The 15,065-nt window shown below is 61.0% G+C and carries 12 protein-coding genes; all 12 read right to left on the bottom strand.

The genetic code is table 11. The features are described 5' to 3' along the window. Positions 1 to 6: 6 nt before the first annotated feature. Complete coding sequence (locus QMK51_RS25960; protein WP_258697868.1) at positions 7 to 903, bottom strand: antimicrobial resistance protein Mig-14; 897 nt, start codon at positions 901 to 903, stop codon at positions 7 to 9. Further along, the gene (locus tag QMK51_RS25965; protein WP_320392452.1) at positions 903 to 2,033 is read right to left on the bottom strand and encodes a glycosyltransferase; all 1,131 of its coding nucleotides are present in this window, start codon (positions 2,031 to 2,033) and stop codon (positions 903 to 905) included. The genes QMK51_RS25960 and QMK51_RS25965 overlap by 1 nt, the downstream gene beginning before the upstream one ends. Further along, the gene (locus QMK51_RS25970; RefSeq protein ID WP_320392453.1) at positions 2,017 to 3,774 is read right to left on the bottom strand and encodes a carbamoyltransferase; all 1,758 of its coding nucleotides are present in this window, start codon (positions 3,772 to 3,774) and stop codon (positions 2,017 to 2,019) included. The genes QMK51_RS25965 and QMK51_RS25970 overlap by 17 nt, the downstream gene beginning before the upstream one ends. Positions 3,775 to 3,948: 174 nt before the next feature. Beyond that, a complete protein-coding gene (locus QMK51_RS25975) occupies positions 3,949 to 4,284 on the bottom strand; it encodes a YceK/YidQ family lipoprotein (protein ID WP_258700799.1) in 336 nt (111 codons plus the stop codon). Between the two features lie 240 nt (positions 4,285 to 4,524). Next, positions 4,525 to 5,976, bottom strand: coding sequence for a lipopolysaccharide kinase InaA family protein (locus tag QMK51_RS25980; RefSeq protein ID WP_320392454.1), 1,452 nt, complete (start codon positions 5,974 to 5,976; stop codon positions 4,525 to 4,527). Continuing rightward, complete coding sequence (locus QMK51_RS25985; RefSeq protein WP_320392455.1) at positions 5,976 to 6,728, bottom strand: lipopolysaccharide kinase InaA family protein; 753 nt, start codon at positions 6,726 to 6,728, stop codon at positions 5,976 to 5,978. The genes QMK51_RS25980 and QMK51_RS25985 overlap by 1 nt, the downstream gene beginning before the upstream one ends. Next, positions 6,725 to 7,459 (bottom strand): lipopolysaccharide kinase InaA family protein, encoded by a 735-nt coding sequence (locus QMK51_RS25990; RefSeq protein WP_320392456.1) that lies wholly within the window; start codon positions 7,457 to 7,459, stop codon positions 6,725 to 6,727. Before QMK51_RS25990 ends, QMK51_RS25985 begins: the two co-directional genes overlap by 4 nt. Continuing rightward, positions 7,459 to 8,265: a lipopolysaccharide core heptose(I) kinase RfaP gene (gene rfaP, locus QMK51_RS25995; protein WP_320392457.1), complete on the bottom strand. Its 807-nt coding sequence runs from the start codon at positions 8,263 to 8,265 to the stop codon at positions 7,459 to 7,461. Before rfaP ends, QMK51_RS25990 begins: the two co-directional genes overlap by 1 nt. Then, a complete protein-coding gene (locus QMK51_RS26000; protein WP_320392458.1) occupies positions 8,265 to 9,386 on the bottom strand; it encodes a glycosyltransferase family 4 protein in 1,122 nt (373 codons plus the stop codon). The genes rfaP and QMK51_RS26000 overlap by 1 nt, the downstream gene beginning before the upstream one ends. Further along, entirely contained in the window at positions 9,386 to 10,447 is a 1,062-nt protein-coding gene (gene rfaC, locus QMK51_RS26005; RefSeq protein WP_320392459.1) for a lipopolysaccharide heptosyltransferase RfaC, read from the bottom strand. Before rfaC ends, QMK51_RS26000 begins: the two co-directional genes overlap by 1 nt. A gap of 1 nt (position 10,448) precedes the next feature. Continuing rightward, positions 10,449 to 11,483: a lipopolysaccharide heptosyltransferase II gene (gene waaF / locus QMK51_RS26010; RefSeq protein WP_320392460.1), complete on the bottom strand. Its 1,035-nt coding sequence runs from the start codon at positions 11,481 to 11,483 to the stop codon at positions 10,449 to 10,451. A gap of 295 nt (positions 11,484 to 11,778) precedes the next feature. Next, positions 11,779 to 14,718: a bifunctional [glutamate--ammonia ligase]-adenylyl-L-tyrosine phosphorylase/[glutamate--ammonia-ligase] adenylyltransferase gene (gene glnE, locus QMK51_RS26015; RefSeq protein ID WP_258697878.1), complete on the bottom strand. Its 2,940-nt coding sequence runs from the start codon at positions 14,716 to 14,718 to the stop codon at positions 11,779 to 11,781. Between the last annotated feature and the right edge of the window lie 347 nt (positions 14,719 to 15,065).

Below are 15,065 nucleotides of genomic sequence, written 5' to 3' on the forward strand. Positions count from 1 at the left end.
GTTGGCTCATACGGTGAAGACCGGCACAGAATTGCACCAGCGGTCCTTGTACTCACGGTCGGTCCGACCAAAGGAAAACCGCAGGGGCTTACCCAACGCGCGTGCGTGCTCCCAGGCGCTTTGGGTGTTGAGGAAGCTCAGTACGCTGCCGGGGCTGAACTCGCGGGTCTCGGGATCGACACCGCCGTTGACGTACTCGACGCTGATCCACTCCGGCGCCTCGACGCGGTACACCAGTTGAATCGCAATCGGTGCGTCGTTGAGGAAAATCACCGAGCCGATCAGCAACTCACGCAGCAATTCGATCACTTCGCCCATGCGCTCGGCACCGGTGGCCGGAAACCCCCAGCGACGCTGGAACAGGTCACAATAGATAACCGCCAGTTCACGGCTGGAAAATTCGGCAACCGGCCGCACCACGCCGCCCGCCTCTTCCAGCAGACGCAATTCCCGGCGCTGGTTGTAGCGAAACTTCTTCGACAGCTCTTCAGGTGTCCGGGCCAACGCCAGCTGTTCGGTCTGCAACTTGATGCCGGTGAAGCGGCCTTCGCTCAGCGCCGACAGGTAACGCCCGCGATGGCGCAGCGGTGCCTGGGCATCAGCGGCGGCCGGCAGGATCAACTCGGCATTGCCGAGGTCAAACAGGCCTTTTTTACCACTGCGCTTGAGCACGTCCTTGGACAGCGCCAGGTCGCGCCCCCAGGTTGGAATGGCGGCTTTCAGTTCGCCGTCCTGCTCCCACGCCAGATAGCGCACCGGGATGTCGGCCAACTGTGCCAGACGTTCGACCACCAGAGGATGAGTTGCGACGCTGCCGCCAAAACGTTGCCAGGCCTGTGCATAAGCCGAGGCGTCGACCTGCGCCCAGCCACGTTCGCGCCAGCTTTGAAATCGGTTGAGCATCAGCCCCTCGGTGCCAGTTCGGTAACGTGCGGCAAATGCCAGAAAGCGTCGCGCACCGCGCGATCGGAGAAGCGCTCACGCAAGCGGTCAAACATCAGCTCGGCACATTGGCGACGTTGCTGCTCGTCCATCGCGGCCAGATGCTGCAACCCTTGCGCCAGGTGCTCGGCATCACCCAGCGGGAACAGAATGCCCACGCCTTCGACCACTTCCCTGGCCCCACCGCACGCGGTGGCGAGCAACGGCACACCGGCGGCCATGGCCTCCAGCAACACCATGCCGAACGGTTCGTGATCGGAACTGAGGGCAAACACATCGAAGGCGCGGAAGTAACGACGCGCCTCTGGCACCTGACCGAGGAACAACACGCGATCACCGATACCCAGTTCACGCGCCAGGGCCTTGAGGTCCTGCTCCAGCCGACCGCTGCCCAGGATCACCAACTGACTGTTGGCCGGCAACCCCGGCAATGCCGCGGCGAAACCATGCAGCAACGTGGTTTGGTCCTTGTCCGGATGCAGGCGCCCGACGTTGCCGACAATCCAGGCATCCATCGATAGACCGAGGGTTTCCCGGGCCTCACGAACCGATACCTGACTGGTCTGCAACGCTGGCACATCGATACGGTTATAGAGCGTCTGAATCCGCCCGGCCGGCCATTTCGGCAAGCAACGGCGCATGTCGTCACGTACCGCATCGGAGACGCCGATCAGGCTCAGGCGCTTGCGGAAAATATTCGCGAAAAATTTGCGGGTGCTGCGCTGGTAATCGCCAAACGCATGATGCACGCCAATGACCGGCAACGAAGTACCGAGCAAGGCGATGTAGATCGGTTTGAAACGGTGAGCAATGCAGAAGCTGAAGTTGCGCGACGCGGCGATCTTGCGCAGATCGCCGATGGCGCCCAGCTTCAGGCCACGAATGGCCTTGGAGCTGTACTCCATGAACAGCACTTCATCGGAAGCGCAGCTCGCGGCGACTTGGCTATCTGCAGCCCCGGTCAAAAACACCGTGGTCACGCGATAACCGGTCCCCGCAAACAGGCTGGCGTACTGCCGGGCGCAGTCCAGAAACGGCCCGTCATAGCCGTGACAAAACTGCAGCACATGGCGTTCAGCCGAGCGTGTCATAAGCGTCCGCGCCCTCTTTGACCACCAGAATGTCTTCCATGATCAGGTACTGCAGGTCGGAACCAAAGAACATGTTCAAGGCGTCGGTCGGCGAGCAGATCATCGGCTCGCCACGACGGTTGAGCGAGGTGTTCAGCGACACGCCGTTACCGGTCAGCACTTCCAGCGCCTTCATCATGTCGTAGTAGCGCGGGTTGTATTCGCGCTTGAGCACCTGGGCCCGGGACGTGCCATCCTCATGGACGACTTCCGGCACACGGGTTTTCCACTCTTCAGCCACTTCGAAGGTGAAGGTCATGAACGGCGCCGGGTGATCGATCTTGATCATCTGCGGAGCCACGGTGTCGAGCATCGACGGGCAGAAAGGCCTCCAGCGCTCGCGGAACTTGATCTGATGGTTGATCCGGTCAGCCACGCCGACAGCACTCGGGCAACCGATGATCGAACGACCACCCAAGGCGCGCGGACCGAACTCCATGCGGCCCTGGAACCAGGCCACCGGGTTGCCGTCGACCATGATTTTGGCGATGCTTTGCGGCATGTTCTCAAGCTTGCGCCACGCGGGCTTGCTCGGGTGACGGGCACAGGCAGCGAGCACGTCTTCGTTGCTGTAGGACGGGCCGAGGTAGACGTGTTCCATCTTCTCGACCGGTACACCACGGGCGTGGGACACGTAAGCCGCAGCGCCGACCGCGGTACCGGCATCGCCGGAGGCAGGCTGAACGAACAGTTCTTTGATGTCGTCGCGGGCAATGATTTTCTGGTTCAGCTTGACGTTCAACGCACAGCCACCGGCGAAGGCCAGTTTGCCGGTTTCCTTGAGCACATCACCCAGGTAGTGGTCGATCATCTGCAACGCCAGTTTCTCGAACAGCGCTTGCATGCTCGCGGCGTAGTGGATGTACGGCTCGTCGGCGATATCGCCTTCACGCTTCGGACCCAGCCACTCGATCAGTTTCGGCGAGAAGTAGAAACCCTTGCCCTTCTCTTTATAACGACGCAGGCCGATGACGTTGGCGTAGTCGGTGTTGATCACCAGCTCGCCGTTCTCGAACGAGGCCAGACGCGAGAAATCGTATTTGCTGGCGTCGCCGTATGGCGCCATGCCCATGACCTTGAACTCACCGTCGAGCATCTCGAAACCGAGGAACTCGGTGATTGCGCCATACAGGCCGCCGAGGGAGTCCGGATCGAAGAATTCCTTGATCTTGTGGATCTTGCCGTTTTCGCCGTAACCGAAGAAGGTCGTGGCGTACTCGCCCTTGCCGTCGATCCCCAGGATCGCGGTTTTCTCTTTGAAACCGGAGCAGTGGTAAGCGCTGGAGGCGTGGGCCAGGTGGTGCTCGACCGGCTCGATCTTGATTTTCTTCGGATCGAAGCCCAGTTGCTCGAGGCACCAGACAATCTTGTTGCGATAGCGCTTGTAGCGACGATTGCCCATCAGGATCGCGTCGAGGGCGCGGTCCGGGGCGTACCAGTAACGCTTGGCGTAGTGCCAGCGCGCCTTGCCGAACAGGCTGATCGGCGCGAACGGAATCGCCACCACATCAACGTCGGACGGCTTGATGCCAGCCTGCTCGAGGCAGAACTTCGCCGATTCGTAAGGCATGCGGTTCTTTGCATGTTTATCGCGCACGAAGCGCTCTTCTTCAGCCGCCGCGACCAGCTTGCCGTCGATATACAAGGCTGCGGAAGGATCATGGCTAAGGGCGCCGGACAGGCCAAGAATCGTCAATGCCACAGGGGTCTAGCCTCTTTAGTCTGCATGCAGGCGCAATGCGCCTCAAAAATTAATGTGCCCTCGCAAGGGGCGAGAGACAGCTAAAGGGCGGGATTATAGCGTAAACGTGGCGGGAATGACCCTGCCCTTATCAGCGCCGTGAAGATGACGCCGAGCCCAAGCGTTCTCCTTTGCTCATCCAGGACCCGCCCGCCAGTAAATCCTGATATTGCCGTCCGTAGCCTGCCGGTAAATCGTGTAGGGCAAGGAAATCGTGTCGAAGGCACCCGAAAGGGTCAGATCCAGCAATACGAACGGCACCAGAATACCGGTGGGATCGGGCGGTGCGTTCAATACGCAAAAATCGTGAGCCAGACCGCTATAGATGCGAGGGATGGACTGGCAGTAGGTCTTTTGCTTCCTGAGGCCACGGGCGACCTCTTCGTCATCCTGCAGCACCGTGACAGCGGTCCCGCAGCCGGATAACGCCAGTGAGAAAGTGCTCAGCAACACAGCCATTTTTATCGTCAAAATCTGCCCTCCGGGAACGTCGGGCAAACTAGCATCGTGGCTATTCAGGGCACAGTTCATGGGCTCTGCAGATCATGTAGGACGATTCATAAAAACTTGTCCGTCTCTACCAGCAGGGGACTTGGCTGACAGTTCCGGCCTCTTCGCGAGCAGGCTCGCTCCCACACTGGATCGGTGTCGTACACCTATTTTGTATACGACCGAGAACTACTGTGGGAGCGAGCCTGCTCGCGATGGGATTCAGGCAGCGCTAGAGATAGCTTTGGGCAACCGCTGATCAATCACTTGGTACAGCGCACTGCCCTCGGGCCAGTTACGCATGAACCGCGCCCGGTCCCGCGCATAGGCAGGGGCGAAACTACTGACCGAGGCATGCTGACACATCGAATCCAGATCGATCAGCGCCCAGCGATCCTGCTGCCAGAACAGGTTATGGCCTTTGAAATCGCCATGGCTGATCCGCTCGCGAATCAGCTCGGCAAACAGATAATCCAGGGCCTGCAACTCGGCCTGCGGCGCTTCACCGCTTTCAACGTACGGCGCAAAGCGCTCGATGATGTCCGGCCCCGGCAAATACTCGGTCACCAGGTACGCCCGACTGCGCAGCCAGAGAAAACGCTTCTCCAGCAAGGCCAATGGCTTGGGCGTGGCGATGCCCAGGAACGCCAGGCGATTGCCTTCACGCCATGAGTGCCAGGCGCGACTCGGGCGCCAGAAACGCTTGAGCCAGTGAGCAAAGCCTTTGATGTTGTAACGCTTGATCACTAACGTGCGCCCCGCCACGTCGACCTTGCCGACGCTCGCCGCGCCGCCGGTCTTGTACAGATGGCCCTGATCGAGCAAGGCATCGGCCTGCTCCAGCACTGGCAGCATCGCGGCCTCTTCGTCACGGCGAATCGCCCGCAAGCCGAACGCTCCGCGCTGGACACTGAATAGCGTGCATTCGCGGCCGACCTTGATCAGGAAGTCCTTCAAACGCCAGCGGCGAACCTTGTCGATCTGCTTCTGCAACGCTTCCATGGGCAAGGCATGCTCACCGTTGCCCAGCAAGTAATACACCAGCAACTCTTCGGTGAAGGGCTCCAGCGATTTGGGCAACTGGGCGAAAAACACCCCGAGGTTTTCCAGGACTTTGTGCTGCGACAGCGGCTTGCCAGCCGTCTCGGCACAGATCCCTGCACCATCGATCAAATACAATTGACCGCCGTGGCGCAGCAGGTTGTCCAGGTGCAAATCTTCCTGCCACAGGCCTTTGCTGTGCAGTTGCCCAATGGCGCCCAAGGCGTCGGCCAGCACCGCCGATTGTTCATCCGCCAACGCGGGCAAGTGTTCGACCTGTTTCCAGGCATCCCCCAGGCTCTCGGCGCCCTCAAGGAAATCGAACAATAGCCAGCCACCCTCACCGTCCTTCAGGCCATCGGCCAATAGCAACGGCGTGGTTAGCCCCTGCGCAGCGAGCAAACGCACACCATCCAGCTCACGCTGAAAATGCCGCGCCGCTTTACCGCCAACCAGCAACTTGGCCAACACCGGCCGGCCGCGCCAGACGCCAGCGCCAACGTAACGCTGCCCCGGCAACACCCGCAGCAGACTCAGCAACTGCAACTCGGCAGGCCCCGCGGCATCGGCCAGTGGAATGCTCAGCGGCAGGCTTGGGCTACGTCCGGCGTTTTTCAGTTCGGACAAACGCATCAACGCGCCTCCTTATGACTGCGCCGTGCACTCAGGCGCGATACCCAGCGGTCCACCAGCGAACTGTTCAGCGGCTGATCCAGATATACCGCCAACAACTCGCGCAGCTGACTTTCGCTCCATTCCGGCGCCCGCCGCAGCAACGGCTCCAGGTCCTTGATCCGATCACGCTGGCCGAAAAACAGCGGCCGGGTTTTTTCCAGGTCGATCAACTGAGCCTGATAACCGTCACCGGTGGCCTGAAGAAAAATGTGCTTGGGGTAGAAGCAACCGTGAACCTGACGTACCTCATGCAGGCGTCGCGCCAGTCGCCCACAGGCCTTGAGAATGGCCGAGTGCTGTGCCGCGCTCAGATCCGACCAGCGCTGCAACAGCGAATCCAGATCATCCCAACCATCCAGCGCGCGGGTCAGCAGAATCGCCCGGACTTCGCCGTCGACCTTACGCTCGCCGAAGAACGCCGCCTGCAGCGCCGGAACACCCAACTTCTGATAATGGCTGATGTTGCGAAACTCACGGGCAAAACTCGGCTCGCCAAAGGGTGAATGCCAAGTGCGCGTCAGGTAGTTGCTCTGGCGCTTGAGGTAGTAGCCATGGCCTTCCAGATCCAGCCGAAACACACTGCTCCAGCCACCCCGACCGGTGTTGGGTTCGTCCACCGCGTCGAGCTGTTTGGCCCAGAGCGCGTCAAAGGTGCCGAGGCCATGGCGCTCGAACAGCGCACGCTCTTCAGCAGCCAGAAAATCAGTCATTCGCGCCCCTCGAAAAATCTCACCACGTGCCGAATCCGTTTTTTGTCGGCGGCATTCAGCCGGTCACACTGACGGTATTGCAGGTAAAAGCGCAGGCGCTGGGTGGCCGACAAGTGATACTTGGCGACCTTGTCCAGGCAGGCCAGGTCTTTGGTGATCCGGTACTTGAGCCAGAAGCCGTGCCAGAAATCGCCATTGGGACAATCGATCAGAAACAGCCGGGCCTCATCGTCGATCAGCAGGTTGCGCCACTTCAAATCGTTATGGGTAAAACGGTTGTCGTGCATGGTCCGGGTATAACCGGCCAATTGACGACTGACGCTGTCGACCCAGGCGCGGTCCGCCAGCTTCGGATCATGCCGGTTGGCCAGGGCCGACAAGTCTTCGGTATGCGGCAGCTCGCGAGTGATCATCGCCCCACGGGCGTACGCCACACCGTGCCGCTCCAGCCCCCAGGCCACCACTTCGGCGGTGGGAATGCCCCACTTGGCGAAACGCTTGAGGTTCTGCCACTCGGCTTTCACCCGGGGTTTGCCCAGGTAGCGGCGCAGGCCTTTGCCGGCACTGACGTAGCGTTTGACGTAATAGTTGAGGCCATTGCGCTGGACGCGAATGACCTCGGACAGCGGATCGCAGGTCACTTGCTCGCCCTTGAGGGCAAACACCGCGTCAAGACTGCCGAAGTCCTCCGCCAGATCGCTGTAAGCCGGTTCCAGAGTCCACCCCGACATCAGAGCGCATCCCCGTATCGCTGTTTACGTGCGTAGAGCTTGTTGGCCTTGCCTTCGAGCCACGCCAGCAACCCGGCTTCTTCAGCCAGAATCTGGCGCAGGGGTTGCTGGAAGTAACCCTTGAGAAAACGCAGCTTGTCGCGACGGGTCAAACCGATATCCAGGGCCGAAAAATACAGCGCCGCCAGGTCCTTGTTGCGCCAGCGCGTGGTAATTGTCGGGCGGGTCTGGGCGCGGTGCAGGTCGATCACCGACAGCTTGAAATCATCGCATGTCACTGGTTTGTCGGTGTGCAGCAGGAAGTGGCAGATGTAGCAATCGCGATGGTTGACCCCGGCGCGGTGCATCATGCCGGTCATGCGCGCGACTTCGGCGATCAGGGCACGCTTTAGCTTTGGCTCCGGCGGGTGCTTAACCCAGTCGATGCTGAAATCTTCAAGGCTGACGGTGGGTGCCAGCTCTTGCGTGACGATGAACGAATGCTGGTCCGCCGGGTTGCTGCCCTTTTCGCCATAAGCGACGGCGGTCATGGTCGGCACGCCGACTTCCTGCAGACGCTGAATGGCCTTCCACTCCTGGCCCGCGCCCAGCACCGGCAGCTTGGCGGTCAGCAGGTTCTTGAAAATCTCACCCCAGCCGATGCCCCGGTGGATCTTCACAAAGAACCCGTAGCCGTCCACTTCAGTACGCAGTGTCCGGCGCGCTTCAAGCTCGCGGTACACCTCGCCCTTGAGGCCCTCGACTTCGGCGAACGGGTCGCGTCCGGCCCAGAGGCTCTTGAACGGTTCAGCCAGCATCAACTTCATTAAGCGTGCTCCGCCAGAATCACATCGGCCGCGTGCTGCGGCATGCTGTAGAGGTCGGCCGTCTCGGCGAAGGCCAGACCGTTGCGGCTCCAGGCCGCCCGTGCATTTGCGTCGTTCAACATGCCGGTCAGGTATTGAATCAATTGCGCCTGATCGAAGGGCTCGTCCAGCACCAGACCCGCGTCGGCCTCGGCGATGTAATGGGCGTAGCCGCACACCGCACTCACCAGCACCGGCAAGCCAGCCACCAGAGCCTCAAGCAATACCGTCCCGGTATTTTCGTTGTACGCCGGGTGGATCAACAGATCGGCACCGAGCAGGAAACGCGGGATATCGCTGCGCCCCTTGAGGAACTGCACGTTGTCGCCGAGCCCCAATGTGGCGCTCTGCAACTGGAATACTTTGGGGTCGTCCTGGCCAATTACAAACAGTCGGGTGCGTTTTTTCAGCTCGGCGGGCAGCGCGGCCAGCGCCTTGAGACTGCGGTCCACGCCTTTGGTCTTGAACCCGGAGCCGATCTGCACCAGCAGCAGCTCATCGTCCTTCAGGTTGAATTCGGCTCGGAACCCGGCGCGAATGTCATCCGCGTCCGCTGGGCGACGACGGTCCTGGGCGATGCCCGGTGGCAGCAGATGAAAACGTTCGATCGGCGTGTCGTAATGCTTGATGAACAGCGGCTGCTGGACTTCGGAAATCATCAGCACTTCGGTCTTGGCGTCCTTGGCGAACACCGCGCGCTCGTACTCGGCGAAGTGCCGGTAACGGCCCCAGCGACGGTACAGGGAGTTGCGCAGGTTCTGCGCCTTGTCTTCGAAGCAGCCGTCGGCGGCGTAATAAACGTCCAGGCCGGGCATTTTGTTGAAACCGATCAGGCGGTCCACCGGACGCTTGGCCAGATCGGCCTCCATCCATTCGGTGAGTTTCTCATTGCGCCGATGATTGAAGAACGCCTTGACCGGCGCCACCAACACTTCGAAACCCGGCGGAACGTCACCTTCCCAGATCAACGTGTAGACGCGAATCCGATGGCCGCGCTGCTGACACTCCAGGGCGATGCGCATGAAGTCGCGCTGCAAGCCCCCGAATGGAAAGTACTTGTACAGGACAAATGCCAATTGCATCAGCGCAGCTCCTCAGCCAGTAACAACGTGCTCAGTCGGCTCGCGACACGCTCGGGATTCAGACGCGTGAAGCACAGGGGCCACTCGCGCTTCAGGTCGAACCGACGGGCATCGTCGGCCGTCGGTTGATAGGTGCATTTCTTTTGCAGGCACGGCGCGCAAGGGAAGTCGCTGGCCATGTGAATCTGCGACTTGCCGTACGCGCCGGTCAGGCCCGGGTTGGTCGGACCGAACAGCGACAGGGTCGGCACGTCCAGCGCTGCGGCCAAGTGACCGAGACCGGTGTCCACCGCCACGCAGGCTTGCGCCCCGGCCAGGACTTTGCCGACACCCGCCAGGTTCAGCTTGGGCAGCACTTCGACGTGTTTCATGTCTTTGGCTATGCGCTCGGCGCGGGCCTTTTCGATTGGGTTGCCCCACGGCAGCTTCACCGCCACGCCGAGATAACCCACCCGCTCGGCCAGCTCACGCCAATAGGCTTCGGGCCAGTGCTTGGTGTCCCAAGTGGTGCCGTGGAGAAACACCACGTACGGATTCTTGCGCGGCAATTCCACCAGCCGTTCGACGCTCAGGCCATAGTCGCCCAGCCCTTTAGGCAGGTCGTAACCCAGGGCCACCGCGAACAGCTGACGCACTCGTTCAACCGCGTGCTGCCCACGGGCCACGGCCAGACGCCGGGAATAGAAGCGCGCGGCGATCGGCTCACGGGCCGAGTTCTTGTCCAGCCCAGCCACCGGGGCTTTGGCATAGCGGGTCAGCAACGCGCTTTTCAGCAGGCCCTGGGCATCGATCACCAAGTCATATTTCGTTGCGCGAACGCTTTGCTTGAAGCGCTTCCACTCGCCACTCTTGATGGCCTGCCAGATGTTCTTGCGCCAGCGACGGATCGCCACCGGAATCACCTTGCCCACGGCAGGGTGCCAGGTCGGGATCTCGGCGAAGCCTTCTTCCACCACCCAGTCGAACTTGATGCCGGGGATCGCCCGCGCCGCGTCGGTCAACGCTGGCAACGCATGAATCACGTCGCCCAGCGAAGAAGTCTTGATCAACAGTACCCGCAAACTATTTGACCTCGACCACAGTGCCCAGCAACCGCTGCAAGGCTTCGTTCACCGCTTGCGGCATGAGTTGGCGCAAGCAATTGTAATGACCGAAACGGCAGGTGCGATCGAAGCACGGACTGCATTCGATGCCCAGGCGCACGATCTCGACATGTTCGGCCAGCGGTGGCGTGAAACCCGGCGACGTCGAGCCGTACACCGCCACCAATGGACGGTTCAGCGCCGCTGCCACGTGCATCAGGCCAGAGTCGTTGGAGACTACCGCATCGGCACAGGACAGCAGATCGATGGCCTCGGCCAGGGAAGTTCCACCACTGAGGTTCACCGACTCTTCACGCAGACCGGGAATCAGCCGCGCTCGAATGTCTTCGCCCACCGCATGATCGTTTTTCGAGCCGAACAGCCAGACCTGCCAGCCCTCACGAATCCTCGCTTCGGCGACCTTGGCGTAGTGCTCGGACGGCCAGCGCTTGGATTCGCCGAACTCGGCGCCGGGGCATAGCGCCAATACCGGACGGTCGAGGGCCAGACCGAACTTGGCCAGTGCGGCGTCGCGGGTCACCGGGTCGATCTGCAGGCTCGGCCGTGGATACGGCTTCGGCAGGTCAATACCGGGATCAACGGCCAACACCATGAAACGCTCGATCATCAGCGGGTAGCGTTCTTTGTCGAGCGTGCGCACGTCATTGAGCAGGCCGTAGCGGAACTCGCCGCGCCAACCGGTGCGTTTCGCAATACCGGCAAAAAATGGCACCAGCGCCGATTTCAGGGAGTTGGGCAGCAGGATAGCCTGGTCGTATTGCCCGGCCAGGGATTTACCGATGCGCCGACGCGTCGCCAGCTCCAGCACGCCATGGCCGAGCGGAAAGCTCAAGGCCTGGCGCACTTCGGGCATGCGTTCGAGAATCGGCCGGCTCCACTCGGGGGCCAGCACGTCGATTTCGCATTGCGGGTGGCGCTGTTTAAGACACTGAAAAAGTGTCTGCGCCATCACCATGTCACCGACCCAACTGGGCCCAACGATCAGAATTTTCATGTGGTTTCCAAAAACGAGCCGGGGAGGCATACGCCTCCCCGCCTCGAGAATCCAGCACCTTCGGGGTGAGCCGTCAGGTCATTTGGACGAGCCGATTGGGGCTCGTCGGATCAGTTTTGTGCACATCCAGTGCGGTGCAGCTTAACTCCTCAATCTATCAAACACCGCAGATCCAGTGTGGGAGCGAGCCTGCTCGCGATGGCGGCCTGACAGTCAGCATAAATGTTGAATGTGACGGCCTCATCGCGAGCAGGCTCGCTCCCACAGGGGTATCAGGTGTTGCAAATATCCCGTTTCAGCTTAACCCCAGCTCGCGCCAGATCCGCATGACCTGCCGCCGTTCATCCACGAACTGGTCGCCCGGTATCACCCCGGCGTCCTTCTGCAAGGCCTCCCGGTGAGCGGCGGAGCGGTAGGCTTTATAGGCCTCACGCAACAGGCTGGCGTCTTCGGCGGGTATCAACCCCTCCTCTTCCAGCCCTTCCAGAATGCGGATATTGTCGGTATAGCGCAGTAAGGACGGATGCGCCTCAGACCACGCCAGAGCCGCGTATTGCACCATAAATTCAATATCGACGATACCTCCGGCGTCCTGCTTGAGATCGAACGGCGCCGTGGCCTCGAAGGCATTTGCCGCCGTGCCGGCCGCCGTGCTCTTGCTGCCGAGATTATCGCGCATCTTGGCGCGCATCTCGCTGACCTCCTGGCGCAAGGTCGACAGATCCCGCGATTTGGCCAATACCGTCGCGCGAACCTTCTCGAACGCCTGGCCGACATCCTGACTGCCCACCAGCACCCGCGCCCGCACCAGCGCCTGATGTTCCCAGGTCCAGGCTTCGTTTTCCTGATATCGGGAAAATGCCCCCAATGAACTCACCAGCAAACCGGACGCACCGGACGGCCGCAGGCGCATGTCCACTTCATACAGCTGACCGGAGTTGGTCTGGGCCGTCAGCAAGTGAATGATCCGCTGCCCGAGCCGGGTAAAGAACTGTGCGCTGTCAATGGGTTTCGGGCCGTCGGTTTCCGCTTGCGGATCCGCGTCATGAATGAACACCAGGTCCAGGTCCGAACTGTGCCCCAGTTCCAGACCGCCGACTTTCCCGTAACCGACAATGATGAAGCCAGGGTCGCACAAGGTGCCGTCGGAGCACAGCGGCGTACCGTACTTGGCCACGGTCTGGCGCCAGGCCAGGGCCAGCACTTGTTCGAGGATCGCTTCGGCGAGCCAGGTCAGGTAATCACTGACCTTCATCAATGGCAGGCTGCCGGCGATTTCCGAGGCCGCGACGCGCAAGCGGTGCGCCAGTTTGAAATGTCGCAGCGCCTCCATTTGCTGCTCAAGGTCGTCTTCGGGAATCCGCGTCAAACGCTCGCGCAACTCGGCCGCCAGTTCCGGCGCCAACGGCGGCTTGAACAACCGGCCTTCGTTGAGTAATTCGTCGAGCAGCAACGGGAAGCGCGTGATCTGTTCGGCAATCCACGGGCTCGCGGCGCACAGTGTCAGCAAGCGACGCAAGGCGCCGGGGTTCTCGGTCAACAACACCAGATAGGCGGAGCGACGCGCCACGGCTTCCACCAGCGGCAGCACCCGCTCCAGCACCAGATCGGGATTGGCATGTTCCACGGCCTGAGCCAGCAAGCGTGGAATAAAAGCATCGAGACGTTCACGCCCCAGGCGCTGCATGGCGCGCAATTGCGGACTGCTGCGCAGGCTGGCCAGGGCTTTCAACGCCTTGGTGGCATCGGCGAAACCGCCCTCTTCGAGTTGACGGCACGCGGCCTCTTCATCCTGCGCCTCTTCCCATAGCGGCAGCCATTCCCCGCCGACTACCACCTCGTTCCTGGCACCTTCCTCTTCGTCGGGATCGGCGATCACCTGACCGAAGTGCCAGGCCACCCGTCCACGCCAGTACATCAGTTGTTCGTGGAACGCCGTCCAATTGGCAAACCCGAGCATAAAGGCAATGCGCGCCTGATCCTGCGGGCCATCCGGCAGCATCTGGGTCTGGCGGTCGGCAATCGCCTGGATCGCGTGCTCGGTGTAACGCAGGAATTCGTAGCCTTCACGCAATTCGCTGACCACCGCCGCCGGCAGGTAGCCCTGCCCCTCCAGGGTGCTCAGTACTTTTAATAGAGGACGTTGTTGCAGGCTCAGGTCGCGGCCACCATGAATCAGCTGGAAGGCCTGGGCGATAAACTCGACTTCACGGATGCCGCCGGAGCCGAGCTTGATGTTATCCGCCATGCCCTTGCGCCGGACTTCCTGCTGGATCAGCTGCTTCATGGTGCGCAGCGCTTCGATGGCCGAGAAGTCCAGGTAACGCCGGTAGACGAACGGCCGCAGCATCTCGAGCAACTGGGCGCCGGCCACCTGATCGCCGGCCACCACCCGTGCCTTGATCATCGCGTAGCGTTCCCAGTCGCGCCCCTGATCCTGGTAATACTGCTCCAGCGCGTTGAAGCTCAGCACCAGGGCACCGGCCGAACCGTAAGGCCGCAAGCGCATGTCGACGCGGAACACGAAACCGTCGACGGTCATCGGGTCCAGCGCCTTGATCAGCCGCTGGCCGAGGCGAATGAAAAACTCCTGGTTATCCAGCGACCGCTTCACGCCGACGGTTTCGCCGCCCTCGGGGTAGGCGAAGATCAGGTCGATGTCCGACGACAGATTCAGCTCCACCGCGCCAAGCTTGCCCATGCCGAGGATGACCATCTGCTGCGGCTCGCCGCTGCGTCGCCCGGTGGGCGTGCCGAACTGCTGGCAATGCCGCTGATACAACCACTGATAGGCCTGATCGATGCTGGCATCGGCCATGTCCGAGAGGTCGCGACAGGTCTGGATCAAATCCGCCTGGCGGGTCAGGTCGCGCCAGATGATCCGCACTTGCTGGCGTGCGCGCTGGCGACGCAGGGCGCGGCCAAGTTGGTCGTCGGTTTCGGCGGCGCTCACCGCCGTCGCAATCTGTGCGCACAATTCGCCCGGAGCAAAAGCGCGGTCCAGTTCGCCGGACTGCACCAGCTCCAGCAACATCAAAGGGTCACGCAGACTCTGTTCAATCACAAAGTCACTGGCAGCGGTGACGCGAGCAAATTGCGCCCAGCGCTCAGGCGTCCAGGTGGACAGGCCATGGTCGCCGGGAAGAACCCCGACCGTCGTACGGAACGACTGCTCGGCACGGGTGACCAACGGCAGGAGTACGCCGGGCAGTTCGGCAAGCGAAGGATGGCTCATGGTCTATCCTTGATCGGCGTGCGAAGGGCTGCATGTAGTGTTTTGTGAAAATACACTACGTAATCAACTGTCGAACAAAGGTTAGAAATAGCTGAAATATCTTTATTTTTGGCAGCGACCATCAAGCTTTCACCTTTTATGGTTGGCAAAAGACCAACCTTAACGATTATTCTCACAACGCAGCCGGAGGCCACAAGCCAATCATCTGTAGTTTTACTACTCGTCTATACATTCGAAAGGCTGAAATGCCCGAAGATTTGTAGTAAAACTACACGCCGCCGGAACAACCTATCGGCAATCCAAGAATTTATAATCGTCTGCCCACAAGGCCAGTCGCAAACTCAGGC

The sequence above is a fragment of the Pseudomonas sp. P9_31 genome (assembly GCF_034008235.1).
Taxonomy (GTDB): domain Bacteria; phylum Pseudomonadota; class Gammaproteobacteria; order Pseudomonadales; family Pseudomonadaceae; genus Aquipseudomonas.